The sequence below is a fragment of the Microbacterium sp. 22303 genome, assembly GCF_052045265.1.
GTDB lineage: Bacteria > Actinomycetota > Actinomycetes > Actinomycetales > Microbacteriaceae > Microbacterium.
In genome coordinates this window covers 173,372-200,278 of record NZ_JBQEOQ010000006.1, presented here as the reverse complement: position 1 = coordinate 200,278, position 26,907 = coordinate 173,372, and the positions used below count along the sequence as shown (strand labels likewise).

The following is a 26,907-nucleotide window of genomic DNA, read 5'->3' as shown; positions in this document are numbered from 1 at the left end:
ACGGTCGCTGCCTCAGGATGGCGCCGCCGGGGCCTTCCGGTCACGCGGCGATCGGGCCCTCGTGCCGGGGGATCGCCGGCAGCAGGATCAGAGCGGTGATCAGCGCGAGCCCGGCGAACACCGCGCCCACGGTGAATCCGTCGTGGAAGACGGCGGTGCGTGCCGCCTCGATCAGCGCCGGATCGCCGTGCGCGGCCTCGGTGAGCGCATCCACGCGACGGAACGCCCAGGTCGCCGATACGGCGACGCCGAGCGCCCCGCCGACCTCCTGGCTGGTGTTGATGAGGCCGGCAGCGAGTCCGGCGCGCTGCTCCGGCACGCCGGCCTGCGCGGCGATCTGCAGCGGCACGAACGAGAGCCCCATGCCGAGGCCGGCGAGCGCGAAGATCGGCAGCACTCCGGTCAGGAAGCCGATAGACGCCGGCGCGAGCGCGAGCAGCACGAGCGCGGTCGTGAGCAGCACGAGGCCGGTCACGAGCACGATCTTGCCGGGAACGCGCGACACCAGGTTCGACGCGACGCCCGCGCCCACGGCGACGAGCACGGCGAGCGGCACGTAGGCGAGCCCGGTCTGCAGGGGTGTGTAGCCGAGGACCTGCTGCAGGAACAGGCTGGCGAAGAAGAACACCGTCACCACGGTCCCGAGCAGGAACAGGGTGGCGAGATTCGCGGAGCGGGTCAGCCGCGGACGGAAGACGTCCAGCGGCACGAGAGGCGCGGCCGTGCGCCGCTCGACGGCGATGAAGAGGGTGAGCAGCAGCACACCCAGGGCGAGGAAACCGATCACCACCGTGCTCGTCCAGCCCTGCTCGATCGTCTCGTTGAGTCCGAACAGCAGGCTGAGCAGCGAGGCCGTGAGGAGCCCCGCCCCGAGCGCGTCGAAGCGGCGGCGCGGGCCTCGGGTCTCCGGCAGCACGCGCGGGGCGAGCAGCACAGCGCCCAGAGCCACGGGCACGTTGATGAAGAAGATCCAGCGCCAGCCCGGGCCGTCGGACAGGACGCCGCCCAGCGTGACGCCGGCCACGGAGGCGATGCCCGTCAGGGCTCCCCAGACGCCGAGCGCCTTCGCGCGCGCCGAGCCGCCGGTGAACGTGGTGGTCAGCGTCGAGAGGGCGGCCGGGGCGATGAAGGCGGATCCGAGCCCCTGCGCGGCGCGGGCGGTGAACAGGATGCTCTGGTCCTGCGCGACGCCTGCGGCGAGCGAGGCGAGTCCGAACACGGCGAGCCCGATCTGCAGCATCCGGCGACGTCCGAGGGCGTCGGCCAGGCGCGAGCCGAGTAGGAGGAAGCCGCCGAGGATCGCGCCGTACAGCGTGACGACATAGGGGAGGTTCGCCTCGGAGATCCGGAGGTCGTGCTCGATGGAGGGCAGTGCGACGTTCACGATGCTCACATCGAGGAACACCATGAACTGGGCGATCGAGAGGAACGCGAGGATGAGCCCGGGGTGTGCGATGCCCGGCGCGATGCCGGAGCGTGTCACGGGCGGAACAGTGGAGGAAGCGGTCATGGGAGTGTCTCCTGTGGGGGTGCGTTCGTGCGGTTGCCACCACGTTAGTTTCCTCAGTACACTAGGTACCTAGGAGAAACTGAGACCCTTTTTTGGAAAGAGTTGCGATGAACGCCACGGCCGCCGCCATGATCCGCCCCCGAGCAGGGGAGATGCTCCCCGATCTCGGGATCGGCGCATGCCCGATCTCGCCGGTCGTCGACATCGTGTTCAGCCGCTGGACCACGCCCATCCTCTGGCAGCTTGAGGCGCACGGCCGTCAGCGGTTCAACGATCTGCGAGATCTCGTGGACGGCATCACGGCGAAGGTCCTGACGCAGCGGCTCCGCCAGCTCGAGCGCGACGGGCTCGTCTCGCGCACCACGTATGCGGAGATCCCGCCGCGGGTGGAGTACGAGATCACGGAGCTCGGGCGCAGTCTGGCACCGGTGTTCTCCGCATTGGTGAACTGGTCCGGTGACCATCTGGCGCGCGTCGCCTCCGCGCGCCACGACTACGACGCCTCGGATCGTCCCCGGCCGTAGCGGGAGTCGGCGCTACGATCCGTCTGTGAACCATGTCGTGCTGTACCGTCTGCGCGACGGCGTGGACCGGGCGAGGGTGGGCGAGGTCTTCCCCCGTCATCAGGCCTATTACCGGGCCTTCCACGACGCCGGCCGCGAGCTCATCGCGCTCGGCCCCTTCGCCACCGCGGATGCGGCGGCCGGATCCATGGGGATCTTCGCGACGCGCGACGCCGCCGAGCGCTTCATCGCCGCCGATCCGTTCGTGACGGAGGGGCTCGCCGAAGCCCGGATCCTGGACTGGAATGCGGTCTGGCTCGACGACCGCACGGAGAGCTGACCGCGGCGTGCGCGAGCCCGCGGAGCGTGATCGCGCCGTTTCCGGCGTCCCGCGCGCGGTGCGGCCGATGTCGAGGTGCCCCCGCTGGGATTCGAACCCAGACTGAAGCGATTTTAAGTCGCCTGCCTCTGCCGTTGGGCTACGGGGGCCGCACGTCGAGCCTAGCGAGCGCGGCCCCGCGAGCGATGTTGACTCGGAGCCAATAGGGTGGGGGAGTGCTCGAGCTCATCGCCGATCAGGGCCACGCGTCCGCGTCCGCCCGCCCCGCTGCGCACGCCTGGGAGGACCCGGCCCGCTGGTGGCCGCGCCTGACCGAGGCCACGGCGCACCTGCCCGCGCCGGTCGCCGTGATCGATCTCGACGCGCTGCGCTACAACACCATGGACATGGTGGTGCGCGCGGGCGGGCTGCCGATCAGGATCGCCACGAAGTCGGTGCGTGTGCGCGAGGTCATCGATGCCGCGCTCCGAGTGCCCGGGTACCGGGGCCTGCTCGCCTTCACACTGGCTGAGGCGCTCTGGCTCGCCGAGGACCACGACGACATCGTGCTGGCCTACCCGACCGCCGATCGTCCAGGGCTCGAGCGCCTGCTCGCCGACGAGCGCGCGGTCGCCCGGATCGCGCTGATGGTCGACGACGAATCGCAGCTCGACCTCATCGACGCGGTCGCCGCACCCTCGCGCAGGCCTCGGGTGCGCATCGCGATCGACGCCGATGCCTCCTGGCGCGCCCCGGCTCTCGGCCACATCGGCGTCTTCCGCTCGCCCCTGCACACGCCGGAAGAGGTCGCGCGCTTCGCCCGCAGGGTCGCCGAGCGCGACGGCTTCCGCCTCGTCGGCCTGCAGATGTACGAGGCGCAGATCGCCGGCCAGGGCGATGACACCGGCAGCGGCGACACGCTGATCCGCACCGTGCAGGCGCAGTCCCGGCAGGAGCTGCGCGAGCGGCGTGCGCGCATTGTCGAAGCCGTGCGCGCGCTGGTGCCCCTCGAGTTCGTCACCGGAGGAGGCACCGGATCCCTGGAGTTCACCGGATCCGATCCCGCGCTCACCGAGATCACGGCCGGAAGCGGGCTGCTCGCGGGGCACCTGTTCGACGGCTACCGTTCCTTCGCGCCGGCGCCCGCCAGCGCCTTCGCGTTCGACGTGGTGCGCCGTCCTGCGTCTGACATCGCGACGATCCTGGGGGGCGGGTGGATCGCTTCCGGACCGCCGGTCGCCTCGCGTCAGCCACTGCCGGTGTGGCCGCAAGGCTTGCAGACGGCGCCGCGGGAGGCCGCGGGTGAGGTGCAGACGCCGCTGCGTGGTGATGCTGCACGCACGCTCCGAGTGGGGGATCGCGTCTGGCTGCGGCACGCGAAGAGCGGCGAGCCGGCAGAGCGGATCCTGAGCTATCACGTCGTCGACGGCGATCGCGTCGTCGACGAACTGCCCACCTATCGCGGTGAGGGAAAGGCGTTCCTGTGACACGCATGGGCGGAACCTGGCAGAACTGGGGCCGTTCGGCCTCGATCCGACCGATCCGCGTCGAGCGCCCGCGCTCCCCGGAGGGTGTGCAGCGCGCCGTTCTGGCTGCGGCCGCCCAGGGACTGCGCATCAAGGCGGTCGGCGCCGGTCACAGCTTCACAGAGGTGGCGGTCGCTCCCGATGTGCTGCTGGAGCTCGACGACCTGCAGGGGCTCGTCTCGGCCGATGAGGCACGGGGCCGCGTCACGCTGCTCGCTGGGACACGTCTGCACCGCGTCCCCGCGCTGCTGGCGCCGTACGGCCTGGCCATGGAGAACCTCGGCGACATCGACCGGCAGTCGATCTCCGGCGCCATCTCCACGGGCACGCACGGCACGGGCGCAGCCTTCCGCGGCATCGCGGCCCAGGTCGTGGGCGCGACCCTGATCACGGCGGCGGGCGATTTCCTCCGCGTGGACGAGGAGCACAACGCCGAGCTGCTTCCGGCCGTCGCACTGGGACTCGGCGCGCTCGGCATCCTGGTCGAGGTGACTCTGCAGTGCGTGCCCGCGTTCGTGATGCACGCGGTCGATGAGCCGGCTCCGCTGGACGAGGTGCTGGAGAGCGTGCACGAGCGTGTGGCCGCGGCGGACCACTACGAGTTCTACTGGTTCCCGCACACGGACGTGGCGCTCACGAAGACCACCGAGAGGCTTCCGGAGTCGACGGTGCGGCGCCCGTTGCCGAAGGTCGGCAAATGGATCGACGAGACACTGCTCTCGAACGGCGTGTACCGGGCCGTGTGCGCGGCCGGCGTCGCCGTGCCCGCGATCACCCCCTCGTTCAGCCGGCTCGCGGTGAAGCTCACGGGTGACCGCGAGTACACCGATCTCTCTCATCGCGTGCTCACGCAGAGCCGCACGGTGCGGTTCCGCGAGATGGAGTACGCGCTGCCGCAGGATCAGATCGTGCCCGTGTTCCGCGCGGTGCAGACCCTCATCGCGAAGCGCGGCTGGCGCATCGAGTTCCCGATCGAGGTGCGCTTCGCGGCGGCCGACGACCGCTGGCTGTCCACGGCGCACGAGCGCGATTCCGCATACCTCGCGGTGCATCGCTACTGGCGCCAGGACCCGCGCGAGTACTTCGAGGCCGTGGAGCGGATCTGCCTCGCGCACGGTGGCAGGCCGCACTGGGGCAAGCTGCACACGCTGGGATCCGACGAGCTCCGGGAGCGCTATCCGCGCTTCGACGACTTCCTCGCGGTGCGCGACCGGCTGGATCCGGAGCGCCGATTCGGCAACGGCTATCTGGAGCGCGTGCTCGGTGCCTGACGGTTCCCTGGCAGCCCGGCCAACACGGAGCATGCCGGGATAGGATGGGCCGAAACCGCGTCTGCAAGGGGGGTCGTCGTCCGTGGATGTTCTTGTTCCAGTACTCGTCGTCGTCGGAGTGATCGTCGTCCTGATCATCGCCGTCGGCATCTATCTGTGGGCCACGTACAACTCACTCGTGCAGCTGGGGGTCCGCGTCGACGAGGCGTGGAGCGACATCACTGTGCAGCTCAAGCGCCGGGCCGATCTGATCCCCAACCTCATCGACACGGTGAAGGGCTACGCCGCGCACGAGAAGGCGGTGTTCGAGAACGTCACGCGCGCCCGCGCCGAGACGCTGTCGGCCTCCAGCCCAGGTGAGGCAGGGGCCGCTGAGGGGCACCTGCAGCAGGCGCTGAAGAGCCTGTTCGCGGTCGCCGAGGCGTATCCGCAGTTGCAGGCCAGCCAGAACTTCCTGCAGCTGCAGGCCGCTCTCGTCGACACCGAGGACAAGATCCAGGCCTCGCGCCGGTTCTACAACGGTGGTGTGCGCGAGCTGAACACCAAGATCAAGGTGTTCCCGAACAACCTCTTCGCCCGCAACCTCGGATTCACCGAGCGCGAGTTCTTCGAGGTGGCCGACGGCGCCGCCATCGCGGAGCCCCCGCGCGTCCAGTTCTGATACGGAAGGGCTCAATGCCGCGAAGCGGCGTTGAGCCCTTCCGTATCAAGGTTGAGCGAGGACGCCGAAGGCGACCGAGCCGAAACCCTCACGTCCCTCTCGGGCTGACGATCAGATCCCGAGCGGCACCTGATCGGATCGTCCTACGTCGTGCCGGTGGACCCGCTCCGGATGCCCGTCCAGCACATCGGCGAGGGCTGCGGAGGCGTCACCCCAGCCGGACACTGAGACGTGCTCGAGGCCCTGCCACTCGGCGGCGATGCGCAGCTCAGCGGCGATGGGCTCGAGGTCGTCCGTGGGGCGGGCCTGCGGTTCCCACCATGCGGACTGCACGCGCAGCGTGCCCGCGGCGCGATCCGCTTTGAGATCCAGCCGGGCGGCGATCCGATCGCCGACCAGGACCGGCAGCGAGTAGTAGCCGTAGCGGCGCTTGGCGGCAGGCGTGTAGATCTCGATCCGGTAGTCCAGCGAGAACGCCCGCAGCGCGCGGTCACGGAACCACACGACCGGATCGAACGGCGTGAGGATCGCGGTGGTCTCGATGCGCCGCGGCAGGACGGCCTCGACGTGCCGCCAGGCCGGCACGGGGCGACCGCCGCGCTCCCACCCGCGCACCCGGACGGGCTCCAGCTCGCCCTGCTCCACGAGGTCGTCGATCGCGCCGAGCACCCCCGCGCGGTCCTTGATCCGGTAGTAGTCGGCGATATCGGCGGCGGTCGCGACTCCGTGCGCCCTGGCCGCTCGCCGGACGAGTTCGCCGATCGCGGCGGTGCGGTCCAGATCGCGCCCGAGCAGGTCGGCCGGCACCACGTCCTCGGCGAGCGCGTACCGGCGCTCGAAGCCGTCGCGTCCGGCGATCGCCACCTCTCCGATGCGCCACAGGTACTCCAGAGCGTGCTTGACCTCGTCCCACGCCCACCAGCCCGCCTTGCCGCCGGGGGCGTCGCCGCGGATCTCGGCGGGGCGGGAAGCTCCCCGCTCGCGCAGCTCGGACCGGACCCAGTCCAGCGTGCGCGCCGAGGAGGTCCGCCCCCAGAACTCGCCCCGCTTGGCGCGGAACGCGTCGCGGCGGAAGCCCCACAGGGGCCAGTCCTCGACGGGCAGGAAGGTCGCCTCATGAGCCAGGTACTCGGTGTACCGGCCGGATCGCGCGGCGGTCGGGCGGGACAGGAACGCGCGCTCCAGTAGGGCGGGGTCGTATGCGCCCAGGCGCGAGAACAGCGGCAGGTAGTGCGAGCGCGCGAACACGTTCACCGAATCGATCTGAAGTACGCCCATGCGCGCCATCGCCGTGTGCAGGTGGCGCACGCCCGGCTCCGCGGGGCGCCGCCGGGAGAAGCCCTGCGCGGCCAGCGCGATCCGCCGGGCCTCGCCGGCGCTCAGCGTGGCGGTCGCGGGGCGTGCGGCTGTCCGGCGGGCGATGGCGGGGGAGTCGGTCACGTCGGTCAGCGTACCGACAGCCATCGACATCGGACGTGCCCGGACACCGCCGCACGGACGAGGCGGCCGCCGTCGCACGGACGAGGCGCCCGTCGTCGCACGGACGAGGCGCCCGCCGTCGCGCCCGTAGACTGGGTCGATGAGCGAGGACAGCACCCCCCGGCTGCGCGATCTCATCCGCCAGCGCACCGTCACCGGCCATGTGGACGTACGCGACGATGTGCAGCGATCGCTGCCTCCCGGGTTGCGCATCGCGACCTCCTACGCCTGGCGGCTGCTGGTGATCGCCGCCGCGCTCGGTGTCGTGATCTGGCTGGTCATGCTGTTCAAGATCCTGGTCATCCCGCTGATGGTCGCGATCCTGCTCACCGCTCTGCTCTGGCCCGCGTTCAGCACCATGTTGCGGGCGCGCTGGCCGCGGTGGCTTGCGATCGTCGTGGCGCTCGTCGGCACCCTGGCGATCGTGGGCGGTCTGCTGTGGCTGGCGGTCTGGCAGATCACCCAGCAATGGGACGGCGTCCAGACGCGCACCGTCGCCGCCTGGGGGCAGCTGCAGCAGTTCCTCCTCGACGGTCCGCTGCACCTCACGGCGAAGCAGATCCAGGATCTGCTCGACCAGTCGGTGAAGTTCCTCGGTGAGCAGGGCGAACTTCTGAAGAGCGGAGCGATCGCGGTCGGCACCACGTTCGGGCATGTCGCGACCGGAGCCGTGCTGACGCTGTTCATCCTGCTCTGCCTGCTCGCCGACGGCGGCGGGATCTGGGGCTGGACCGTGAAGCTCTTCCCGAAGGCCTCCCGCCCGGCCGTCGACGCTGCCGCGCGCAACGGCTGGGCCACCGTCATCAACTACGCGCGCACGCAGATGCTGGTCGCCTTCATCGACGCGGTCGGCATCGGTCTCGGCGCGTTCCTGCTGGGCGTGCCGCTGGCCGTGCCCGTCGCCGTGCTGGTGTTCCTCGGATCCTTCATCCCCATCGTCGGCGCAGTCGTCACGGGCACCCTGGCGGTCTTCCTCGCGCTCGTCTACAACGGACCGTGGATCGCACTGTGGATGCTCGTCGTCGTGCTTGCGGTGCAGCAGATCGAGGGCCACATCCTGCAGCCGATCCTGATGGGATCCGCCGTCAAGGTGCACCCGCTCGCGGTGGTGCTCGTGGTGGCCGGCGGCGCTCTGATCGCCGGCATCCCCGGAGCCCTGTTCGCGGTGCCGCTCGCGGCGTTCGTGAACGTGGCCGCGGTGACCGTCAACTCCGGTGCGTGGCGCACCGGCGCCGCCCCGAACGGCGACTACATCTGGCAGACCGTGCCGCGGGCGCGGAGAAGGAGCAAGCGATGACGAACGACGCGACCCCCACCGGCGCCCACGTCCCCACCCTGGCGGAGATCCAGCAGGCGGCGGACGGCCTGGAGGGCGTGATCGTGCGCACCCCGACGCTGCCCTCGGTCGCGCTCACGAAGGTGCTGGGATCGCCCGTCCTGCTGAAGATGGAGAACCTGCAGCGCACGGGGTCGTTCAAGATCCGCGGCGCGGTGCATCGGCTCTCCACGCTCACGGCGGAAGAGCGCGGCCGCGGCGTGGTCGCGGCCTCCGCCGGCAACCACGCGCAGGGCGTGGCCCTCGCGGCGCAGGCGCTGGGCATCCCCGCCACGATCTTCATGCCCATGGGCGTGCCGGTGCCGAAGCTGCTCGCCACCCGCGGATACGGCGCGGAGGTCGTGCTCGAGGGCGAGACCGTGGCCACGTCGCTGCGCCTCGCGGCCGAGTTCGCCGAGCGCACCGGTGCGGTGCTGATCCCGCCCTTCGACCACCGTGACATCGTGACCGGCCAGGCGACCCTCGGCCTGGAGCTCGTCGAGGACGTGCCCGACGTCGACACGATCCTCGTCGGCATCGGCGGCGGCGGCCTGATCGCCGGCGTCGCGGCGGCGGTGAAGGCGCGTGCGGCCGAGCAGGGGCGCACGGTCCGCGTGATCGGCGTGCAGGCGGAGAATGCCGCCGCTATGGGGCCGTCGCTCGCCGCCGGCCACCCGGTCGAGATCACCACGCAGCCGACCATCGCGGACGGCATCCTCGTGGCGCGCCCCGGCGACGTTCCCTTCGCTGTGATCGCCGAACTCGTCGACGAGGTCGTCACCGTCAGCGACGATGACATCGCCCGCGCGCTGCTCCTGCTGCTGGAGCAGGCCAAGGTCGTGGTGGAACCCGCCGGCGCGGTCGGCGTCGCGGCGATCCTGGCGGGCAAGGTTCACGAGAGCGGCACCACGCTGGCCGTGCTCTCGGGCGGCAACATCGACCCGCTGCTCCTGCAGCGCGTGGTCTCGCACGGCCTCGCCGCCTCGGGGCGCTACCTCACGCTGCGCATCCCGCTGCCGGACCGCCCCGGTCAGCTCGCCCGGGTGTCCGAGCTGATCGCGCACGCCGGCGCCAACGTCATCGAGGCGATGCACACGCGGCACGGCCACGGACTGCAGATCAACGACGTCATCCTCGAGCTCAGTGTGGAGACGCGCGGTCCCGAGCATTCCGAGCTCACCCTCGACACGCTGCGGGCGGCCGGCTTCGAGCCGATCGTGGTGCAGGACTGACGCCTCGAGGAGTCCTCTGCATACGACGAACCCGCCGGCCCTCGATGGCGCGGCGGGTTCGTCGTCTGCGGGGTGCGATCAGCCCGCGAAGGTCTCGACCTTCAGGATCTCGACCTCGATGGAGCGGCCATTGGGTGCCTCGTACGAGGTCTTCTGACCGACCTTGAGGCCCTGGATCGCGGATCCGAGGGGGCTCGCCTCGCTGTAGACGTCGAGGTCGGTGCCGCCGGCGATCTCGCGGCTGCCGAGGAGGAAGACCTCCTCGCCGCCCGCCACCGTCGCGGTCACGACGGTGCCCGGCTCGACGATGCCACGGCTGGCCGGGGCCTCGCTCACCTTGGCGGTCTTCAGCAGCGTCTCGAGCGTGCGGATACGGGCCTCGATCTTGCCCTGCTCGTCCTTGGCGGCGTGGTAGCCGCCGTTCTCCTTGAGGTCGCCCTCCTCGCGCGCGAGCTCGATGCGCTTGGCGATCTCCTCGCGGCCGACCGTGGAGAGGTTCTCCAGCTCCGCGACAAGACGGTCGTAGGCCTCCTGGGTGAGGAAGGGGACCTGTGCGTCGTTCGACACGGTGAACTCCTTGCGAATCGGATCCGGGAACAGCAGGTCCCGGATATGCCAAGACGCCCCGGCACCTGCCGGGGCGTCGCTCAACACGATGAGCCTAGGACACCCAGCAGGAGTTCACCAAACCCGTTGTCGCAGCCGAGACGACCGGCACATGCTCGGTGAACGCCCGGGCGTGCTGCTCCGATGCGGGGTAGGTGACGAGTCGCCAGCCCACGATCCCGAACTCCTCGTCCTGCGCCTCCACGATGCAGTGCACAGGCCGGTTCGTGGGCGCCGAGATCTGGAATGACACCGTCACGGTGTGATCGTCGCCGAGGTGGAAGCCCGTGCCGGTGACGTCGACGGTGTCAGCGGATCCCTGCCATGTCCACCAGCCGAAGACGCCGACGACGACCGCGGCCGCGGCGATCGTGAGGATCATCGGCAGGCGCCGTCGGGGTCCGCGGCCGTAGCGCTCGTCGAGCTGGGCGGGGGTCGTCACGGCGGGGTGCATCCGATCGTTAGGCTGGTGGTTCCAGGTTATCCCGATCCAGGCCTGGGGCCCGAACGGGGCCGTGCCCAGAAAGGCTGAGACATGATCGAGGCGATCCTTGCCGCCGTGACGGCGACTCCTACTCCGACTCCGACGGTCGACCCGAACCTGGTCACCCCGGGACCCGTGGGATTCGTGATCGTCGCGGTGATCGTCGTGTTCGCGGCTCTGCTGATCTGGGACATGCAGCGACGGATCCGCCGGGTGCGCTACCGCGAGGAGGTGCGCGCCGAGCTCGACGCCGAGGAAGCCGCCCAGGGTGATGACGCGGGCGAGGGCGAGTCCGACGCTCCCCGGTCCTGACACCGTCTGGCAGAGCGGATCCACCCCGGCAGGCCGGGGTCAGGAAGGCGGGCCCGGTTCAGCCGGGCAGGCCCAGCGACGGCTGCAGCGGCGCCAGCGAGATGAGCAGGCACGCGGTCCAGTGGCAGAGGAAGGCCAGCACGGTGCACACGTGGAAGATCTCGTGGAAGCCGAACCTCCCGGGCCACGGGTTGGGTTTCTTCATCGCGTACACGATCGCGCCGCCGGTGTAGAGCAGTCCGCCCACGCAGACCAGCACCATCATCGCGACGTTGGCGTGCAGCAGGTCGACGATGTACATCATCGCCGCCCAGCCGAGCAGCAGGTACAGCGCGACGTACAGCCAACGCGGGGCGTTGATCCAGAAGACGCGGAACAGGATCCCGAGGATCGCCCCGGACCACACCAGGATCAGCAGCAGCGTGCCCTTCTGCGGCGCGAGTGCGAGCGTCGCGAGCGGCGTGTAGGTTCCGGCGATCAGCAGCAGGATGTTGGCATGGTCGATGCGCTTGAGGATCGCTTTCGTCTTCGGCTTCCAGTCGAAGCGGTGGTACAGCGCGGAGTTGCCGAACAGCAGCAGCGATGTGACCATGAACACGACGGCTGCCCACTTCGCGGGGGTGCCGTGTGCGAGCACGATGAGCACGATGCCCGCGCCGATAGCGATGGGGAAGGTGCCGGCGTGGATCCAGCCCCGCCAGGTCGGCTTGATGTCGAGCTGTGCGTCGGCGGCGGCCGCCTCCATGAGGGGCAGCTCCGGCACATCGGGGGCAGCGGTTCGGCTCGCTCTGCGCATGGTTGAACTCTAGGCGTCCGCCCATGCCGCAAGCCGCACATATCCCGTGGGCGACATGGCGGCCGGGCCCCCTCCGCGCGGTAGCGTAGGGGAGTGAGCGCACGGTCCGAACAGCCAGGGAGTGGCCCCCTCTATCGGCTGTACTCCCGACGCCTGCGACGGCGGATGGACCCGGCCACCATGCCGCACCACATCGCGATGATGATCGACGGCAACCGTCGCTGGGCGCGGCAGCTCGGCTACGCGACCCCCGCGCACGGCCACCGGGCGGGAGCCGCGAAGATGCGCGAGTTCCTGGGCTGGTGCGACGAGCTCGGCATCCGGGTGGTGTCGCTCTACCTGCTCTCCGCGGACAACCTGCTCAAGCGGGATTCGGCGGAGCTCGCCGACCTCATCGAGATCATCGGCGAACTCGCCGACGGCCTCTCCCACGAGGGCAACTGGCGGGTCAAGCACGTGGGGCGCGCCGACATCCTGCCCGCGGAGCTCGCGCGCGTGCTCGCGGAGGCGGAGGAGCGCACCCGCGACCACACCGGGCTGCACGTGAACCTCGCCGTGGGCTACGGCGGACGCAACGAGATCGTCGACGCGGTGCGCTCGATCATCGCCCAGCACGAGGCCTCGGGCGGCACGCTGGAGGACCTCGCCGCGCACCTCACCCCCGAGATGATCGGCGAGCATCTGTACACCGGCGGCCAGCCGGATCCGGATCTCGTCATCCGCACGAGCGGCGAGCAGCGGCTCAGCGACTTCCTGCTCTGGCAGAGCGCGCACAGCGAGTTCTACTTCGTCGAGGCGCTCGGACCGGATCTGCGACAGGTCGATTTCCTGCGCGCGATCCGCGACTACGCCGACCGCGACCGCCGCTTCGGCCGCTGAGCGACGGGCGGAGCCGGGAGCGGGACCGCGGAGCCGCTCCGCTGAGCCGCTCCGCTGCGTGTCAGACTGATGGGATGCGTGCCATCGACGAGTACATCGCATCGTTCGACGAGGATCCGGGATATCTGAACTGGGCGGCTTTCGGGCCGCTGTCCCCGGCCGCGCGTGCTGCTCTGGTCTCGGACGCCGAACTGCTCGCCACGGGGCGACCCGAAGGCATCGCCGCGACGGCGGGTCGGACGACCGAGGCGCAGACGGCGGTCGCCGGGCTGCTCGGATCGCGTCCGGACGAGGTCACGGTGCACCCGTCGTCCACGCACGCGCTGCAGCAGGCGCTGGCGGGGCTCGATGGCGCCGTGATCGCCTCGGCAGCCGAGTTTCCCAGCGTCACGATCACGCTCGAGCGGGCTGCGGCCGCGTCCGGCGGACGGCTGGCACCCCGCTGGATCGTGCCCGCCGGCACCCGGGTCACCGCCGATGCCGTCGCCGAGGCGCTGGACCCCGCCGCGACGGCGCTCGTCGTGAGCCATGTCGACTTCCGCTCCGGGTACCGCGCCGATCTCGCAGGCATCCGCGAGGTGCTCGGCGAGGATCGGCTGCTCCTCGTCGATGCCGTGCAGTCCTTCGGTGTCGTGGACGAGGACTGGGCCGTTGCCGACGTCGTCGTCGGGCACGGCTACAAGTGGCTGCGCGCAGGGCGGGGCACCGGATTCGCCCGGTTCACGGATCGTGCGCGGGAGCGGATCCGCCCCGTGCTCAGCGGCCGGATCGCGACCGCTGCGGCGAGTCTGCCTGCTGACGTGCTGCCGGATCCGGCGCTGTCGGCGCAGGCGTACGCGGTCAGCGCGCCGGATCCCTTCGCCGCCGGACGCCTCGCAGCGGGCGCCGCCGAGATCCAGGCGGTCGGAGTCGGCGCCGTCGCGGAGCGCCTGTCCCGCAACGTCGACGCCCTGCTCGCCATCGCGGACCGACACGGGGTCGACGTGGTGTCCGCGCGCGAGCCCGCGCAGCGCGCCGGCATCGTGGTGCTCGCGCCTGCGGATCCGCAGGCGCTCGGCGACGCGCTCGCCGCAGCCGGCATCCAGGTGACGGTGAGGTCCGGAGCGGTCCGGGTGGCGCCCCATGCCGGTACGACGGCGGAGACGCTCGGCCTGTTCGACGCCGCCCTCGCCGGCGCCCGAGAGTTCACACGTTCTTAATCGGACAGAGGGCGTGTCCCTCCTGCGCGATGTCGGTGGGGAGTCGTACGTTCATGGCATCGGACACGGCGTCCGATCGAGTCGGCCTCAAGGATCGCGACTCGTGGCCCTGGCCGACTCGCCTACTACCGGGAATCCCCGGGTCGGGAGAGGGTCGTGGCCGCACGTACCGCACTGAAGAGCAGCACCCGTACCAGCGCCGTGAACGCCGCCAACGAAGCGGCAGGACCGAACGGAGGTGCAACGCCCGATCAGGATCTGAAGACGTACGTGCTCGACACGTCCGTGCTGCTGTCTGATCCGCAGGCGTTCTTCCGCTTCGCCGAGCACTCCATCGTGCTCCCGGTCGCCGTGATCGGCGAGCTGGAGGGCAAGCGGCACGACCCCGAGCTCGGGTACTTCGCCCGGCGAGCGCTGCGCCACCTCGACGAGCTGCGCGTCGAGCACGGCCGCCTCGACTTCCCGGTCCCGATCGGCGACGGCGGCACCCTGCGCGTCGAGCTGAACAACTCGGACCAGACCGTGCTGCCCAGCGGCATCCGCCTCGGCGACAACGACAGCCGGATCCTCGCCGTCGCGATGCATCTCTCCCAGGATGGTCAGGACGTCACGGTCGTCTCCAAGGACCTGCCGATGCGCGTCAAAGCGGCCTCCCTCGGGATCAACGCCGAGGAGTATCTCGCCGAGCAGGCGGTGGACTCGGGCTGGACAGGGATCAACTCGATCTCGCTCTCGGGCGATGAGATGAGCGACCTCTACGAGAGCGAGGTCGGCACGAGCGAGGAAGCGATCGGGCTTCCGGTCAACACGGGGCTCATCATCCACTCGGAGCGCGGATCCGCGCTCGGACGGGTCACGGGCGACGGCGAGTACACGCTGGTCCGCGGAGACCGTGAAGTGTTCGGCCTGCACGGCCGCTCGGCCGAGCAGCGCATCGCGATCGACCTGCTGTCGGATCCCGAGGTCGGCATCGTCTCACTGGGCGGCCGCGCCGGCACCGGCAAGTCGGCCCTCGCCCTGTGCGCGGGCCTGGAGGCGGTACTCGAGCGGCAGCAGCAGAAGAAGATCATCGTGTTCCGGCCGCTGTTCGCCGTCGGAGGGCAGGAGCTCGGATACCTGCCCGGCGACAAGGACGAGAAGATGAGCCCCTGGGGACAGGCGGTCTTCGACACGCTCGGATCCGTGGTCTCCGGCAACGTCGTGGAAGAGGTCGTGGAGCGAGGCATGCTCGAGGTGCTCCCGCTCACGCACATCCGCGGACGCTCGCTGCACGACGCCTTCGTGATCGTCGACGAGGCGCAGTCGCTCGAGCGCAATGTGCTGCTCACGGTGCTGAGCCGCATGGGGCAGAACTCGCGGGTCGTGCTCACCCACGATGTCGGCCAGCGCGACAACCTGCGAGTGGGCCGCCACGACGGCATCGCCAGCGTGATCGAGACGCTGAAGGGGCACAGCCTCTTCGGCCACGTCACCCTGCAGCGCTCCGAGCGCTCCGCCATCGCGGCGCTCGTCACGGAGTTGCTGGAGGGCGGCGAGCTCAGTTGAACCTCGCGCCGTGGACGAGCCTGGATGCTCGTCCGCGGCGCGGCTCGCTAGCGGGCCGCGCGCCGCCGCGGGACGCGACGACCACGGTGAAGGGCGAGCAGCAGGATGAGCGCCCCGGGGAGGCTGAGGGCGCCCGCGATCCACAGCGCCGTCACCGGCGAATCGCCGCCCGTTGCGGCGAGTCGGGCACTCGGAGCGTCGCTCGCCTGCGGCACCGGCGTGCTGACTTCCTGGGCCGCTCCGCAGGCTCCGCGATGGTAGTCGACGGGCAGCCCCGAAGACGGGATCCAGGTGACGATCTCCTGCCACACGACGGGGAAGCGGATGTCGTGGACGGCCGGGCTCAGGTACTCGCCCGGACTCGAGGTCACGGTCACCGGTGTGCCGTCCAGCGGGAGCTGGTTCTCCGCGGTGCAGACGGTGCTCAGATCCGCCGGGCCTTCTGGTGCCCGGAACGCCTCCCACCGCACCGTGATCGCGCCTGTTCCCGGCAGGGGGCCCGCGACGTGCGCCGTATCCGTGGCGCTCCCGCCCCACGGGAGGTCGGTCTGGGCGACGGTGGTGACGGTCGGCAGCTGTATGCGCTGCGTCTGTTCCGGCAGCCCGAACTTCTCGTTCGACGGGATCACGAGTTCGGGAGACGCCTGCGCCGCGAGTGGGATGGACCACTGCCAGGACATGGCTCCGTCGGCGACTTCGGGTGCGGATATCTCGCCGGAGAGGACCTCGAGCGACGTCGTGTCCTGCGTGCCGGCCGCTGTGAAGACGGCCTTCACGGTTCCGCGCACCTCGGCGCCCGCGGGAAGTTCATCGCTCGGTTCGGTCGTGCCGGCCGGGAGATGGACATAGGAGCCGATCGCGACGACTTCGATGGGCCGGCCGGAGGCATCGTTCAGCCACGGTCCGTCCGTCTGCACGGTCACCGCGTCATCCCCGCGTCCGCCGGGCCCGATCGCATCCGTGAGAATCCTCGACGAGAGCGTGACTCGCATCGGCACGGCCGTCGTCTCGGTCGCCATGCCATAGGCGTGCGACCAGGAGTATCCGGGCGGGAGCCATGACCGGGTCTGGGGAGGTGTGCCCGCCTCGTCATAGGCGGCCACGAAGGTATAGCGTCCCTGCGGGTGGGTTCCGGGGATCGCGACCGTCTGCGACGTTCCGGGGCCCATGGCGAGTACCGCGACGGTGCCGACGGCTTCGGCATCCGCAGGGACGTCCGGGCTCTCCACCGGGGCGGAGGCGCCCGCGGCATAGGCCGTGACGGTGAACGAGACGGGTCGATACCCGCCTGCCTCGTGCCGCGGCCAGGCGTTGTTCACGCCGTCCTCACTCGGAGCCGTCGTGAACGTCAGGGTGTCGCTGAGCTCGCCGCCGGGGCTGATCGGCGCCGTCAGGCTGGTGAGCGCCGGCCGGAAGACGGTGCTGCGGTCGCGCGCATCCTCACCCCGCACCGGGAACTCCACGGCGACGGGCCCGATGCCGGTGATCACGCGCTGGAAGCCGGATCCGTAATCCAGCGCCCGGATGCGCCCCGGCCAGGTGCTGCCCGCTGAGAAGCCACCGATGCTCATCGCACTGACGCGGTAGGGCGCGCCATCGGCGGTCGGAGGAACGCCTTCGATGGCATAGTCCACGCCGGTTCGCACGTCGGAGAGCGTGTCGGTCCCGCTGTCGACGAAGATCCCGTTCGTCAGTGCGAGCGTGCCGGTCGCCGGAACGGTGGCGTTCACGCGCAGCGAACCCCGGTACTCGTCCGACGAGTCGATCGTCAGCGCGACCTCCCCGTGCGCCGCCTCGTCGATCGCCGCGGCGATCACGCTCTGCGCCTGGTCGTACATGCGCCGTGCCTGTTCGATCACGTCGCTGCGGCTCGCGTACGAGGCCGCGGTCGCGAATCCTCCTGCCTTGACGAAGGCCGTGATGGCGATCTCGACCGCGGCGGCCGTCACGTCGTCACCCGTGCCGCCCCAGGTGCTGGCGATGAAGTTCATCCCGCGCACCGCGTCCTCATCGGCATCGATGGCGTTCACCACGCCGGGACGCGCCGCGAGGGATGACACGATCGTGTCGCTCTGGATCCCGCGTCCGAACGAGATGTCCAGGCTGCTGTCGATACAGTACACATTGCCGACACCGGGCTCGATCGTCGCGCCGATATGGCCGTGAGTGCCTCGAACGCCGGGGCCGAGCGCGGACACCGCGGATGCCGCGGGAGCGAAGGCCGCCCCGGTGATGATCATCGCCAGGCTCAGGCTGACCGCGGCAGCCGTGCGCCATCTCTGCCATCTTCTCGGCGCCTCGTTCCCGCTGTCATCGGTGGCGTTCTTCTTCTTGCGTGGCATCTCCGCGCTCCTCTCGGGTAGGAACGAGGATGCCGAAGCGAGCATGTGCGCACCGAGCCGGATACGGAACCGGTGCAGAACTCGCTGAGATCCCTTGATGTGTGGGACGTCTTCGCCGGCACTCGGCGAAGTTCGCGCCCGACTTCGCGTCGTGCGGCGCCGCCTAGGCTGGACGCATGCTCGACGATCTCCCCGTCTCCGAATACGCGTTCCCCGGACCTCTGCGCGATCAGCTGATTGCCGCCATCCGGGCGGGAGAGAAGACAACGACGACGAGCCTGTTGCTCGACTACGAGCGAGAAAATGATCCGCTGCCCTCGGTCGGCGACCGTGCCGTCGTGATCGATTCCGAGGGCGAGCCCATCGGAATCGAGGAGATCGTGCACGTGCGCCGGGCGCGACTCGCCGAGGTCGATCTGCCGCACGCGATCGCCGAAGGCGAGGGCTTCACGACGGTCGCCGAGTGGCGCGAGGGGCACGAGGGGTTCTGGCACGGCACCGAGTACCGCGCCTCGATCGAGGATCCGTCCTTCACCGTCGATGACGACACGCTCGCGGTTCTGGTGCGCTTCCGGTTCGAGCCGATCTGAACGCCGTCGTGGGGGGGGGCGTGGGGGTGCGTGCGGGGAGGCGCGCACACCGCACGAGCCCGGGAACGACGGATGCCGCGCCCCCGAGGGGACGCGGCACCCGCGAGGCAGGGATCCGGTGTCAGCCGGCGTGCGTCATCGAGAGCAGGTCGAGCTTGGCGTCGAGCTGCTCGAGGGTGAGCTCGCCGCGCTCCACGTAGCCGAGCTCGATCACGGCGTCGCGCACGGTGATGCCCTTGGCGACAGCGTGCTTGGCGATCTTCGCCGCGGCCTCGTAGCCGATGAGCTTGTTCAGCGGCGTCACGATCGAGGGGCTCATGCCGGCGAACGCGGCGGCGCGCTCCAGGTTCGCCTGCAGGCCGTCGACGGTCTTGTCGGCCAGCACGCGCACGGCGTTGGAGAGCAGGCGGATCGACTCGAGCAGCGCGGTGCCCATGACCGGGATCGCCACGTTCAGCTCGAACGAGCCGGAGGCGCCGGCCCAGGCGACGGTCGCGTCGTTGCCGATCACGCGGGCGCACACCATCAGCACGGCCTCGGGGACGACGGGGTTGACCTTGCCCGGCATGATCGAGGATCCGGGCTGCAGGTCGGGGATGTGCAGCTCGCCGAGACCGGTGTTCGGGCCCGAGCCCATCCAGCGCAGGTCGTTGTTGATCTTGGTCAGCGAGACCGCGATCGTGCGCAGCGCGCCGGACGCCTCGACGAGGCCGTCGCGGTTGGCCTGCGCCTCGAAGTGATCCTTGGCCTCGGTGATCGGCAGCTCGGTCTCGGCGGCGAGCAGCTCGATGACCTTCTGCGGGAAGCCGAGCGGAGTGTTGATCCCGGTGCCGACGGCGGTGCCGCCCAGGGGCACCTCGGCGACGCGGGGGAGGGCCGACTGCACGCGCTCGATGCCGAGGCGGATCTGGCGGGCGTAGCCGCCGAACTCCTGGCCGAGGGTGACCGGGGTGGCGTCCATGAGGTGGGTGCGGCCGGACTTGACCGCGTCCTTCCACAGCTCCGCCTTGGCCTCGAGGGCCACCGCGAGGTGGTCGAGCGAGGGGATGAGGGTGTCGATGAGCGCCTGGGTGACGGCGATGTGAACCGAGGTCGGGAAGACGTCGTTGGACGACTGCGACGCGTTCACCTGGTCGTTCGGGTGCACGGTCGCGCCCAGGATCCGGGTCGCGAGGGTCGCGAGCACCTCGTTCATGTTCATGTTCGAGGAGGTGCCGGATCCGGTCTGGTAGGTGTCGACCGGGAACTCGCCGTCGTGCTTGCCCGCGGCGACCTCGTCCGCGGCCTGGGCGATCGCGTCGGCGATGGCGCCGTCGAGCGTGCCGAGCTGCTTGTTGGCGAGGGCGGCGGCCTTCTTGATCCGGGCGAGGGCCGCGATCTGCGTCGACTCCAGACCCTTGCCGGAGATCGGGAAGTTCTCCACGGCGCGCTGCGTCTGCGCACCGTACAGAGCGTTCACGGGCACGCGCACCTCGCCCATGGTGTCGTGTTCGATGCGGTACTCGATATCAGCCACTGCTGTTCCTCCAGATGTGACGGTGTGTTGAGGGGGATGTTCAGGCGTGGGCGTCGCTGAGGCCCACGGTGACGACGGGCACGGCCGTGCCCTCGTTCAGTCGGTAATTGGCGCCGACGATGCCCAGTGCGCCGTCGGCGACGGCCTGGGCGATCAGCTCGGAGGACTGCAGCAGATCGCGCACGGTGTTGCGCAGGTGCTCCTGGCCGACGAGCTCGGCGTCGATGTCGGCCACGGTGGACCCGCCCTGCTCGGCGAGCACCTTGCGGGCGGCCGGCACGATCGGGGCGATGAGCTTCCAGATGTGCGGCGGGAGGGGCGCAGCGTCGATCGCGGTGCCGTCGATGGCGGCGCGCACGGCGCCGCAGCTGTCGTGCGCGAGCACGACGATCAGCGGCACGCCGAGGACCGCCACGGCGTACTCGAGGCTCGCGACGATCGACTCGCCGAGGACCTGCCCGGCGTTGCGCACGACGAACAGGTCGCCGAGGCCCTTGTCGAAGATGATCTCGGCGGCGAGGCGCGAGTCGGAGCAGCCGAACAGCGTCGCGAGCGGCGCCTGCCCGTCCACGAGCTCGTGACGTTTGCCGACGTCCTGGTTGGGGTGCTCGGGGTCGCCGGCGACGAAGCGCCGGTTGCCCTCGCTCATGAGTCGCCAGGCCTCATCGGGGGTCAGGGTGGTGGTATCCGTCATCGTCCGCTTCCGAGTTGGTCGATCTGCGGGCTGATCTTGGCGACCAGCTCCGCCGTGCCCGCCTTGCCGAGGGCGCCGTAGACGAGGACGTAGTCCTTGCCGACCTGGGTGCCGAGCGCGTAGTTGATGTTCGCCGCCGAGTCGGGGTTCGGGATCACGTATTCGTCCCACGTGCGCCCGCCGATCTTCACGGTGCCCTTCGAGGAGGTCCCGCGCAGCGGCGTGGCCGCCCAGTCGGCGTCGGCGTCGAACGCCTGGGCGATGTGCGCATAGCCGCGGGCGTCGTCGGCCTGCGGTGCCACCGTGATGTCCCACACGACCGGCTTGCCGTCGATCAGCACGGCCTTGTTCACGCGCCAGTTGTTGGGCGGCGTCGGCAGCAGCACCGGGCGGTCCAGGGTGCTCTGCGCGTTCTTGGCGGCCGCGGGAAGATCCACGGCGTTGGATCCGGTGAAGTCACCGCGCGGCACGATGAGCACGATGAGCAGGACGACGCCGACGGTCGCGATCAGGGCCGCGATGAGGCCGCGGAACGTCTGGCTGGACCGGTACGCGGCAGAGGAGGCGGCTTTGCGGTCGGCCGTCTCCGCGGCGGTCTCGGGGCGGCCGAGCTCAGCGACGACCGGCGGCTGCTTCGGGGCGCGGCTCATCGTGCGTCCTCCTCGGTGGGACGCGAGGCGGCACCGGCTTCCGGACGCGAGGCATCCAGGCGGCGCTTGGCGCCCAGCAGCCACTCCTCGCAGCGCGCGGCGAGCGCCTCGCCGCGCTCCCACAGCGTGAGCGACTGCTCGAGGGTCGGGGCGCCCTGCTCGAGCTCGGCGACGACACGGACCAGCTCATCCCTGGCCTGCTCGAAGCTGAGGCCCGCGGGATCGGCGACGGTCGGCGCAGAACTCCCTGCGGAGGCGGACGGCTCGTTCGACACAGTCACGCCTCCATCCTACCGGCGCGCGTCGGAGCCCTCGGCCGGAGCGGGGTCGGATGCGCCGGCCTTCAGCGGAGCGGCGGATTCCGGTCGCGCAGGGTTCGTGGCGTCTGTGGCGTCCGACTCGGCGATCTCGCCCTCCGACAACGCGCGCAGCGAGCCGCGGTCCACCGTGAGGGTGAGCGCGGTGCCGGCCGGGGCGTCGGCGGCGTCGCGCACGATCACGCCGTCGTCGCGGTGCGCGATCGCGTACCCACGCGCCAGGGTCGCCGCCGGCGACAGGGCGCGCAACGAGGCGCGCAGCTCGGCCGTGCGCCGGCCCGCGGCGTCGACGGCGCGGCCGACCGTGTCACGGGAGCGGGCGGCGAGCAGCCACACCTCCTGCGCGCGGCGCTCGATGAGCGGATCCGGATCGCGCAGCACAGGACGTGAGCGCAGCTGCTCGAGCTGGGCGATGTCGTGCGCCACGCGCTGCGACACGCGAGTCGTCGCTCGTGCGCGCAGCTGGGCGACGAGCGCCCGCTGCTCACCGACGTCGGGCACCACGCGCTTGGCCGCGTCGGTGGGGGTCGAGGCGCGCAGGTCCGCCACGTCGTCCAGCAGCGGATGGTCGTTCTCGTGACCGATCGCGCTGACCACGGGCGTGGCCGCGGCCGCGACCGCGCGCACCAGCCGCTCGTCGCTGAAGCCGAGGAGGGTCTGCGGATCTCCGCCGCCGCGTGCGATGACGATGACGTCGACATCGGGATCCGCATCGAGCTTCTTGAGCGCGGCGAGCGTCTCCGGCACGCAGCGGTCGCCCTGCACCGCGGCATGCACGGTGCGGAAGCGCACCTGCGGCCAGCGCAGTTCGGCGTTGCGGTGCACGTCCTTCTCCGCGTCGGAGTTCTCACCGGTGATGAGCCCGATCACGTGCGGGAGGAACGGGAGCGGCTTCTTGCGGGACGGGTCGAACAGCCCCTCCTGACGCAGCTGCACGCGCAGACGCTCCAGGCGCTCGAGCTGATCGCCCAGGCCCACGTGCTTCATCGCCGAGACGGTGAAGCTGAAATCGCCCGCCTTGACGAAGTAGTCGGCCTTGACCGCGGCGACCACGTGATCGCCCACGGCGAGATCGGCGGGGATCCGCGCACGCACGCTCGACCACAACCGGATCGAGATCTGCGCGTCGGAGCGGGTGTCCTTGAGGCGCGCGAAGACGTTGCCGGCGCGCACGTTCCAGCTCGTGATCTCGCCCTCGACCCAGACCGTGCCCCACTGCGCCACGAAATCGCGGATCGTGGCGTTCAGCCTCGCGATCGACGTCGGGGCGTCCGCGGAGGACTCGCGCGGCGCGACGGAGTCGGCGGGCGGGGCCTCACCGGGCACCGAGGCTGCTTCGAAGACGGTCATCGCCTCCCCAGCGTAGCAATGGCCATCCGTCGCATCCCGGCCTGCTGTCAGGACGCCGCCGGTAGAATCGGGGCGTGAGTTCACCCGTCGCGCTGCCCGTGCCGCAGATCCCTCGTCGCCGCCCCACGGCCGTGCGCGAGCCGCTCCAGGACCGTCCCGTCGACGGGCGCAAGCGCGTGCTGCTCGCCGCCCCGCGCGGCTACTGCGCCGGTGTCGACCGCGCCGTGGTCGCCGTCGAGAAGGCCCTGCAGCGCTACGGCGCCCCCGTGTACGTGCGCAAGCAGATCGTGCACAACATCCACGTGGTCACCGAGCTCGAGGCTCAGGGCGCGATCTTCGTCGACGAGGTGGACGAGATCCCGGAGGGGTCGCACGTCGTCTTCAGTGCGCACGGCGTCTCGCCGATGGTCGTCTCCGCCGCCGAGGATCGGCATCTGCACGCGATCGACGCGACCTGCCCGCTGGTGACCAAGGTGCATCGCGAGGCCGTGCGCTTCGCCCGCGACGACTTCGAGATCCTGCTCATCGGTCACGACGGGCACGAGGAGGTCGAGGGCACCGCCGGTGAGGCCCCGGATCACGTGACCGTCGTGAACTCGCCGGCGGAGGCCGACACCGTCGAGGTGCGCGATCCTTCCAAGGTCGTCTGGTTGTCGCAGACGACGCTCTCGGTGGACGAGACCATGGAGACCGTGAACCGGCTGCGCACGCGCTTCCCCGAACTGCAGGATCCGCCCTCCGACGACATCTGCTACGCCACGCAGAACCGCCAGGTCGCGATCAAGAAGGTCGCCGCCGATGCGGATCTGGTGATCGTGGTCGGATCCGCCAACTCCTCCAACAGCGTCCGCCTCGTCGAGGTGGCGCGCGAGTACGGCGCGAAGGCGGCCTATCGTGTCGACTACGCCGACGAGGTGCAGCAGGAGTGGCTGGACGGCGTCGCGACGGTCGGCGTGACCAGCGGCGCGTCCGTGCCCGAGGTGCTCGTGCAGGAGGTGCTGCAGGTGCTCGCCGAGGCTGGATACGGTGACGTTGAAGAGGTGCGCACCGCGGAGGAGGACCTGATGTTCTCGCTGCCCAAGGAGTTGCGCCAGGACATCTCAGGCCAGCGCGACGAGCGGGCACTGGGCGGACGCAGCCGATGACCGATTCCGGCTCCGCGGAGCAGTCGCGCAGGCCGGCCTTCGGCGAATATGCGACGCCCGAGGAACAGAGCAGACGGGCGGGACGACCGCTGCCGCCGCCCGTCGTGCACACGCCACCCGCAGCCGTGCCCGGCGCGCAGCCCGCGGCTCCCGCGGAGGTGGTGGAGGAGCGCTCGGCGCACCCCGTCGATCGCATGGCGTCGATCGCGCTGCTCGCCTACGGGCTCTGGAACGTCATCACCTCGACCTTCGCGTTCCTGAACCCGTCGTCTCTGATGGCGACGATGATGCAGGCCGTGGGGATCTCCGGCACGTTCTCGAACTACTCCCAGGCGCGGACCTGGGGCATGGTCGCGGGGATCCTCCTGATCGTGGGGTGGGTCATCACCGCCGCATGGTCCGTGGCTCGGCTGCGGCGCGGCAAGCTCACGTGGTGGCTCCCGGTCACCGGCGGTGTCGTGTTCGTCACCCTGACGACGCTCTGCATGATGGTGCCGTTCTTCACGGATCCGGCGGTCATCGCCTACCTGAACCAGCAGCTGCAGAAGTAGCGCCCTGAGAGGGCGAGAGCCCGGCCCCCATCGGGTGCCGGGCTCTCGCGTTCTGCGGGGCCGTCGCGGGATCAGCGCGCGTTGCCGTTGTTGAAGTGATAGTCGCCGTTGCCGGTCGTGCCGTTGCCGTTGGCGCCCGGACCGCGGCCGTCGGTGCCCGGCTCGACGTGGTTGGTCCTGGTGTGCACGATGTCGTAGTAGACGGTCTGGTCGGCCGCGTTCGGGAACACGCGGTAGGTGAACACGTTCTTGTTCAGCTCGACGATCGGGACGACGCGCTGGAACAGCACGTTGCCGTTCGCGTCCTTCGCCGCGATCCAGCGCGAGGAGCCGTCGGCGGGGACGGACCAGTCGCCGTGCATCTTCGGGCTGTTGTCGAGGTTGTACATGGTGAACGTGCCGTCGGCCTTGAAGTACGCCCAGCCCACGAAGTTCGACACGGCGGGGTTGTCCAGCGCCACGCGGTTGCCCTGGGCGTCGCGTGCGCTCGTGGTCTTCCAAGGGGTGGAGGCCAGCGTCTCGGACGGGGTCAGAACCTGCTTCGAGAAGGACACGGAAGCGGTGGTGGTCGGAGCTGCGGCCGCGGCGGTCGTCGGGACGACGGCGACGGCGGCGAGGGCGATGGTCGACGCGGCGATGAGCTTGCGGGAGAAGGAGATGTTCATGTCCTCCACGTTAGGAATCGCGGTGCATCGTCCACATCAGCCGATCGGCTACTTCCGGCCTCGCCGAGCGGATGATCCGGCTCCCGGATCCGAGGAGGGGGGCGCCACCATACTGAGAGGACGACAGGTCGGGATCCGGGTTCATCGATGGTCGGATCCGGGATCCGCCCGCCGATGAACCTTCGGGGCGCGGGCCTCGTTTCCCACTGAGGAGGCGACTGTGGATGACGACGACGAGCGGCTGACCGCGCTCTACGACGTGCACGCGGGTCCGATCCGTCGCTACGTCGTGCACCTCACGGGGAGCAGCGCCTCGGCGGACGACGTCGTGCAGGAGACGCTGCTGCGCGCCTGGCGCACGCCGCGGATCCTGGAGCAGGAGGTGACGACGACGCGGGCCTGGATGTTCACCGTGGCTCGGCACCTCGTCATCGACGAGGCGCGCAGCGCCCGCCGCCGCCACGAGCATCCGGTCGCCGAGCTTCCCGAGCGAGCATCGGGCGATGTCACGGACCGGCTGTTCGACGCGATCCTCATCGAGGACGCGCTCGCTGAGCTCAGCCCGGAACACCGCGCGGTGATCGTGGCGGCCTACTACGGAGGACACAGCGTCGCCGAGATCGCGACCGAGCTGGGGATCCCCGGCGGCACGGTGAAATCCAGGATGCACTACGGACTGCGGGCCCTCCGGCTCGCGCTGCAGGAGAGAGGGGTGATCCGGTGAGCGCTGATCCGTTCGCGACGTGGGATGCCGCCTACGTGATGGGCGCGCTGTCCGCCGCGGACCGAGCGCGGTACGAGGCGCACCTCGCGGAGTGCGCCGAATGCCGGGACGCCGTCGCCGAGCTCGTGCCGGCCGTGGGGCTCCTGTCCCGGGTGCACGCGGACGACGCAGCCCGCATCGGCGCTGGAGCGGCGGACCCCGCCGGGCCGAAGCTGCTGTCGATCGCGCGCGCCCGAAAGCGCTCCCGGCGCCGCGCACTGTGGACCGGCGTCGGCATCGCCGCGGCGCTCGCCGTCGCCGTCCCCGTCACGATCGTCGCCGTCGCCCCTCGGCCCGCGGTCGAGGTGGCGTTGCAGGGGTCGGCCACGGTGCCGGTGAGTGCGACGGTGTCCCTGACGCCGGTCGCCTGGGGGACCAGGATCGACATGGCGTGCCTGTACGGCGCGGATGCCCCCGACGCCGGCTGGACATACGTCCTCACCGTCGTGGACCGAGACGGCACGACGACGGATCTGTCGACGTGGAAGGCCCAGCCCGGGCGCACCGCGACGCTGTCGGCGGGAACGGCCGCCGCGCTGACGGACATCCGCACGGTGGAGATCCGCACCGCCACGGGAGATGTGATCCTGCGTCACGACATCGGCGGCTGATCCGCAGACGACAGGAGCGCCGCCGGGACGGATCCCGACGACGCTCCTGGACGCTGCTGCGGCTGTGCCGCTGGTC

General features: G+C 70.6%; 28 protein-coding genes and 1 tRNA gene. 16 read left to right on the top strand and 13 right to left on the bottom strand.

Going from position 1 to position 26,907, the window contains the following annotated elements; all coding sequences use genetic code 11:
• Positions 1–40 precede the first annotated feature (40 nt).
• A complete protein-coding gene (locus tag ACTJI8_RS17045; RefSeq protein WP_440734614.1) occupies positions 41–1,510 on the bottom strand; it encodes an MFS transporter in 1,470 nt (489 codons plus the stop codon).
• A 107-nt stretch (positions 1,511–1,617) separates the two neighbouring features.
• Between ACTJI8_RS17045 and ACTJI8_RS17040 the strand changes: the two genes are divergently transcribed.
• On the top strand, positions 1,618–2,034 hold the full coding sequence (locus ACTJI8_RS17040) for a winged helix-turn-helix transcriptional regulator (RefSeq protein ID WP_440734613.1): 417 nt from the start codon (positions 1,618–1,620) through the stop codon (positions 2,032–2,034).
• Between the two features lie 25 nt (positions 2,035–2,059).
• Positions 2,060–2,353 (top strand): YciI family protein, encoded by a 294-nt coding sequence (locus tag ACTJI8_RS17035; protein WP_440734612.1) that lies wholly within the window; start codon positions 2,060–2,062, stop codon positions 2,351–2,353.
• A gap of 76 nt (positions 2,354–2,429) precedes the next feature.
• Here ACTJI8_RS17035 and ACTJI8_RS17030 read toward each other — a convergent pair.
• Positions 2,430–2,502: transfer RNA gene (locus ACTJI8_RS17030), tRNA-Leu, on the bottom strand.
• 66 nt (positions 2,503–2,568) lie between these two features.
• Between ACTJI8_RS17030 and ACTJI8_RS17025 the strand changes: the two genes are divergently transcribed.
• The 3 genes from ACTJI8_RS17025 to ACTJI8_RS17015 all read left to right on the top strand — a co-directional run bounded on the left by ACTJI8_RS17025 (position 2,569) and on the right by ACTJI8_RS17015 (position 5,790).
• Complete coding sequence (locus ACTJI8_RS17025) at positions 2,569–3,819, top strand: alanine racemase (protein WP_440734611.1); 1,251 nt, start codon at positions 2,569–2,571, stop codon at positions 3,817–3,819.
• Positions 3,816–5,129 carry a D-arabinono-1,4-lactone oxidase gene (locus ACTJI8_RS17020; RefSeq protein WP_440734610.1) on the top strand — a complete coding sequence of 438 codons (1,314 nt, stop codon included), beginning with the start codon at positions 3,816–3,818 and terminating at the stop codon, positions 5,127–5,129. The genes ACTJI8_RS17025 and ACTJI8_RS17020 overlap by 4 nt, the downstream gene beginning before the upstream one ends.
• Positions 5,130–5,211: 82 nt before the next feature.
• Complete coding sequence (locus ACTJI8_RS17015) at positions 5,212–5,790, top strand: LemA family protein (protein WP_440734609.1); 579 nt, start codon at positions 5,212–5,214, stop codon at positions 5,788–5,790.
• Positions 5,791–5,901: 111 nt separating this feature from the next.
• Here the strand turns inward: ACTJI8_RS17015 and ACTJI8_RS17010 are convergent, their stop codons facing one another.
• On the bottom strand, positions 5,902–7,230 hold the full coding sequence (locus tag ACTJI8_RS17010) for a winged helix-turn-helix domain-containing protein (protein WP_440734608.1): 1,329 nt from the start codon (positions 7,228–7,230) through the stop codon (positions 5,902–5,904).
• 139 nt (positions 7,231–7,369) lie between these two features.
• Here ACTJI8_RS17010 and ACTJI8_RS17005 point away from each other — a divergent pair, with 139 nt between their 5' ends.
• Together ACTJI8_RS17005 and ilvA are read left to right on the top strand one after the other, a co-directional pair.
• Positions 7,370–8,566: an AI-2E family transporter gene (locus ACTJI8_RS17005; RefSeq protein WP_440734607.1), complete on the top strand. Its 1,197-nt coding sequence runs from the start codon at positions 7,370–7,372 to the stop codon at positions 8,564–8,566.
• Entirely contained in the window at positions 8,563–9,816 is a 1,254-nt protein-coding gene (ilvA, locus tag ACTJI8_RS17000) for a threonine ammonia-lyase (protein WP_440734606.1), read from the top strand. Before ACTJI8_RS17005 ends, ilvA begins: the two co-directional genes overlap by 4 nt.
• Positions 9,817–9,894: 78 nt before the next feature.
• Here ilvA and greA read toward each other — a convergent pair whose 3' ends face one another.
• On the bottom strand, positions 9,895–10,383 hold the full coding sequence (gene greA / locus ACTJI8_RS16995; RefSeq protein ID WP_440734740.1) for a transcription elongation factor GreA: 489 nt from the start codon (positions 10,381–10,383) through the stop codon (positions 9,895–9,897).
• 94 nt (positions 10,384–10,477) lie between these two features.
• Positions 10,478–10,864 (bottom strand): DUF4307 domain-containing protein, encoded by a 387-nt coding sequence (locus ACTJI8_RS16990; RefSeq protein ID WP_440734605.1) that lies wholly within the window; start codon positions 10,862–10,864, stop codon positions 10,478–10,480.
• A gap of 93 nt (positions 10,865–10,957) precedes the next feature.
• On the opposite strand from ACTJI8_RS16990, the gene ACTJI8_RS16985 reads away from it, so the two are divergent.
• Positions 10,958–11,218: a hypothetical protein gene (locus ACTJI8_RS16985; RefSeq protein ID WP_440734604.1), complete on the top strand. Its 261-nt coding sequence runs from the start codon at positions 10,958–10,960 to the stop codon at positions 11,216–11,218.
• Positions 11,219–11,276: 58 nt separating this feature from the next.
• On the opposite strand, the gene trhA is transcribed toward ACTJI8_RS16985, so the two are convergent.
• On the bottom strand, positions 11,277–12,014 hold the full coding sequence (trhA, locus tag ACTJI8_RS16980) for a PAQR family membrane homeostasis protein TrhA (RefSeq protein ID WP_440734603.1): 738 nt from the start codon (positions 12,012–12,014) through the stop codon (positions 11,277–11,279).
• A gap of 93 nt (positions 12,015–12,107) precedes the next feature.
• Here trhA and ACTJI8_RS16975 point away from each other — a divergent pair, with 93 nt between their 5' ends.
• From ACTJI8_RS16975 to ACTJI8_RS16965, 3 genes are all read left to right on the top strand, one after another.
• Positions 12,108–12,893, top strand: a complete 786-nt coding sequence (locus ACTJI8_RS16975; RefSeq protein ID WP_440734602.1) for an isoprenyl transferase — start codon at positions 12,108–12,110, stop codon at positions 12,891–12,893.
• 74 nt (positions 12,894–12,967) lie between these two features.
• Positions 12,968–14,092, top strand: a complete 1,125-nt coding sequence (locus tag ACTJI8_RS16970) for an aminotransferase class V-fold PLP-dependent enzyme (RefSeq protein WP_440734601.1) — start codon at positions 12,968–12,970, stop codon at positions 14,090–14,092.
• Between the two features lie 201 nt (positions 14,093–14,293).
• Positions 14,294–15,637 (top strand): PhoH family protein, encoded by a 1,344-nt coding sequence (locus ACTJI8_RS16965; RefSeq protein ID WP_440734739.1) that lies wholly within the window; start codon positions 14,294–14,296, stop codon positions 15,635–15,637.
• A gap of 47 nt (positions 15,638–15,684) precedes the next feature.
• On the opposite strand, the gene ACTJI8_RS16960 is transcribed toward ACTJI8_RS16965, so the two are convergent.
• Complete coding sequence (locus ACTJI8_RS16960) at positions 15,685–17,979, bottom strand: hypothetical protein (RefSeq protein ID WP_440734600.1); 2,295 nt, start codon at positions 17,977–17,979, stop codon at positions 15,685–15,687.
• Positions 17,980–18,155: 176 nt separating this feature from the next.
• Between ACTJI8_RS16960 and ACTJI8_RS16955 the strand changes: the two genes are divergently transcribed.
• A complete protein-coding gene (locus ACTJI8_RS16955; RefSeq protein WP_440734599.1) occupies positions 18,156–18,569 on the top strand; it encodes an ASCH domain-containing protein in 414 nt (137 codons plus the stop codon).
• A 121-nt stretch (positions 18,570–18,690) separates the two neighbouring features.
• On the opposite strand, the gene ACTJI8_RS16950 is transcribed toward ACTJI8_RS16955, so the two are convergent.
• The 5 genes from ACTJI8_RS16950 to xseA are packed head-to-tail and all read right to left on the bottom strand — an operon-like array spanning position 18,691 to position 23,096.
• Positions 18,691–20,085 (bottom strand): class II fumarate hydratase, encoded by a 1,395-nt coding sequence (locus ACTJI8_RS16950; RefSeq protein ID WP_440734598.1) that lies wholly within the window; start codon positions 20,083–20,085, stop codon positions 18,691–18,693.
• Between the two features lie 40 nt (positions 20,086–20,125).
• The gene (locus tag ACTJI8_RS16945) at positions 20,126–20,779 is read right to left on the bottom strand and encodes a carbonic anhydrase (protein WP_440734597.1); all 654 of its coding nucleotides are present in this window, start codon (positions 20,777–20,779) and stop codon (positions 20,126–20,128) included.
• Positions 20,776–21,429 carry a DUF4245 family protein gene (locus ACTJI8_RS16940; RefSeq protein ID WP_440734596.1) on the bottom strand — a complete coding sequence of 218 codons (654 nt, stop codon included), beginning with the start codon at positions 21,427–21,429 and terminating at the stop codon, positions 20,776–20,778. Before ACTJI8_RS16940 ends, ACTJI8_RS16945 begins: the two co-directional genes overlap by 4 nt.
• Positions 21,426–21,710: an exodeoxyribonuclease VII small subunit gene (locus ACTJI8_RS16935; protein ID WP_440734595.1), complete on the bottom strand. Its 285-nt coding sequence runs from the start codon at positions 21,708–21,710 to the stop codon at positions 21,426–21,428. Before ACTJI8_RS16935 ends, ACTJI8_RS16940 begins: the two co-directional genes overlap by 4 nt.
• Positions 21,711–21,719: 9 nt before the next feature.
• Entirely contained in the window at positions 21,720–23,096 is a 1,377-nt protein-coding gene (gene xseA, locus ACTJI8_RS16930) for an exodeoxyribonuclease VII large subunit (protein ID WP_440734594.1), read from the bottom strand.
• Between the two features lie 131 nt (positions 23,097–23,227).
• Between xseA and ACTJI8_RS16925 the strand changes: the two genes are divergently transcribed.
• On the top strand, positions 23,228–24,241 hold the full coding sequence (locus ACTJI8_RS16925) for a 4-hydroxy-3-methylbut-2-enyl diphosphate reductase (protein WP_233312104.1): 1,014 nt from the start codon (positions 23,228–23,230) through the stop codon (positions 24,239–24,241).
• A complete protein-coding gene (locus tag ACTJI8_RS16920) occupies positions 24,238–24,792 on the top strand; it encodes a DUF6264 family protein (RefSeq protein ID WP_440734593.1) in 555 nt (184 codons plus the stop codon). The genes ACTJI8_RS16925 and ACTJI8_RS16920 overlap by 4 nt, the downstream gene beginning before the upstream one ends.
• A 71-nt stretch (positions 24,793–24,863) precedes the next feature.
• Here ACTJI8_RS16920 and ACTJI8_RS16915 read toward each other — a convergent pair whose 3' ends face one another.
• Complete coding sequence (locus ACTJI8_RS16915; RefSeq protein WP_440734592.1) at positions 24,864–25,457, bottom strand: DUF4822 domain-containing protein; 594 nt, start codon at positions 25,455–25,457, stop codon at positions 24,864–24,866.
• Positions 25,458–25,677: 220 nt separating this feature from the next.
• Here ACTJI8_RS16915 and ACTJI8_RS16910 point away from each other — a divergent pair, with 220 nt between their 5' ends.
• Together ACTJI8_RS16910 and ACTJI8_RS16905 are read left to right on the top strand one after the other, a co-directional pair.
• Positions 25,678–26,181 carry a sigma-70 family RNA polymerase sigma factor gene (locus tag ACTJI8_RS16910; protein WP_440734591.1) on the top strand — a complete coding sequence of 168 codons (504 nt, stop codon included), beginning with the start codon at positions 25,678–25,680 and terminating at the stop codon, positions 26,179–26,181.
• On the top strand, positions 26,178–26,831 hold the full coding sequence (locus ACTJI8_RS16905) for an anti-sigma factor family protein (RefSeq protein WP_440734590.1): 654 nt from the start codon (positions 26,178–26,180) through the stop codon (positions 26,829–26,831). The genes ACTJI8_RS16910 and ACTJI8_RS16905 overlap by 4 nt, the downstream gene beginning before the upstream one ends.
• Positions 26,832–26,907: the final 76 nt, after the last annotated feature.

What these genes read in the sequence shown, in the direction of transcription:
- ACTJI8_RS17045 (WP_440734614.1), bottom strand. Translation starts at nt 1,510, where the DNA reads ATGACCGCTTCCTCCACTGTTCCGCCCGTGACACGCTCCGGCATCGCG.
- ACTJI8_RS17040 (WP_440734613.1), top strand. Translation starts at nt 1,618, where the DNA reads ATGAACGCCACGGCCGCCGCCATGATCCGCCCCCGAGCAGGGGAGATG.
- ACTJI8_RS17005 (WP_440734607.1), top strand. Translation starts at nt 7,370, where the DNA reads ATGAGCGAGGACAGCACCCCCCGGCTGCGCGATCTCATCCGCCAGCGC.
- ilvA (WP_440734606.1), top strand. Translation starts at nt 8,563, where the DNA reads ATGACGAACGACGCGACCCCCACCGGCGCCCACGTCCCCACCCTGGCG.
- ACTJI8_RS16985 (WP_440734604.1), top strand. Translation starts at nt 10,958, where the DNA reads ATGATCGAGGCGATCCTTGCCGCCGTGACGGCGACTCCTACTCCGACT.
- trhA (WP_440734603.1), bottom strand. Translation starts at nt 12,014, where the DNA reads ATGCGCAGAGCGAGCCGAACCGCTGCCCCCGATGTGCCGGAGCTGCCC.
- ACTJI8_RS16970 (WP_440734601.1), top strand. Translation starts at nt 12,968, where the DNA reads ATGCGTGCCATCGACGAGTACATCGCATCGTTCGACGAGGATCCGGGA.
- ACTJI8_RS16960 (WP_440734600.1), bottom strand. Translation starts at nt 17,979, where the DNA reads ATGCCACGCAAGAAGAAGAACGCCACCGATGACAGCGGGAACGAGGCG.
- ACTJI8_RS16955 (WP_440734599.1), top strand. Translation starts at nt 18,156, where the DNA reads ATGCTCGACGATCTCCCCGTCTCCGAATACGCGTTCCCCGGACCTCTG.
- ACTJI8_RS16945 (WP_440734597.1), bottom strand. Translation starts at nt 20,779, where the DNA reads ATGACGGATACCACCACCCTGACCCCCGATGAGGCCTGGCGACTCATG.
- ACTJI8_RS16940 (WP_440734596.1), bottom strand. Translation starts at nt 21,429, where the DNA reads ATGAGCCGCGCCCCGAAGCAGCCGCCGGTCGTCGCTGAGCTCGGCCGC.
- xseA (WP_440734594.1), bottom strand. Translation starts at nt 23,096, where the DNA reads ATGACCGTCTTCGAAGCAGCCTCGGTGCCCGGTGAGGCCCCGCCCGCC.
- ACTJI8_RS16920 (WP_440734593.1), top strand. Translation starts at nt 24,238, where the DNA reads ATGACCGATTCCGGCTCCGCGGAGCAGTCGCGCAGGCCGGCCTTCGGC.
- ACTJI8_RS16915 (WP_440734592.1), bottom strand. Translation starts at nt 25,457, where the DNA reads ATGAACATCTCCTTCTCCCGCAAGCTCATCGCCGCGTCGACCATCGCC.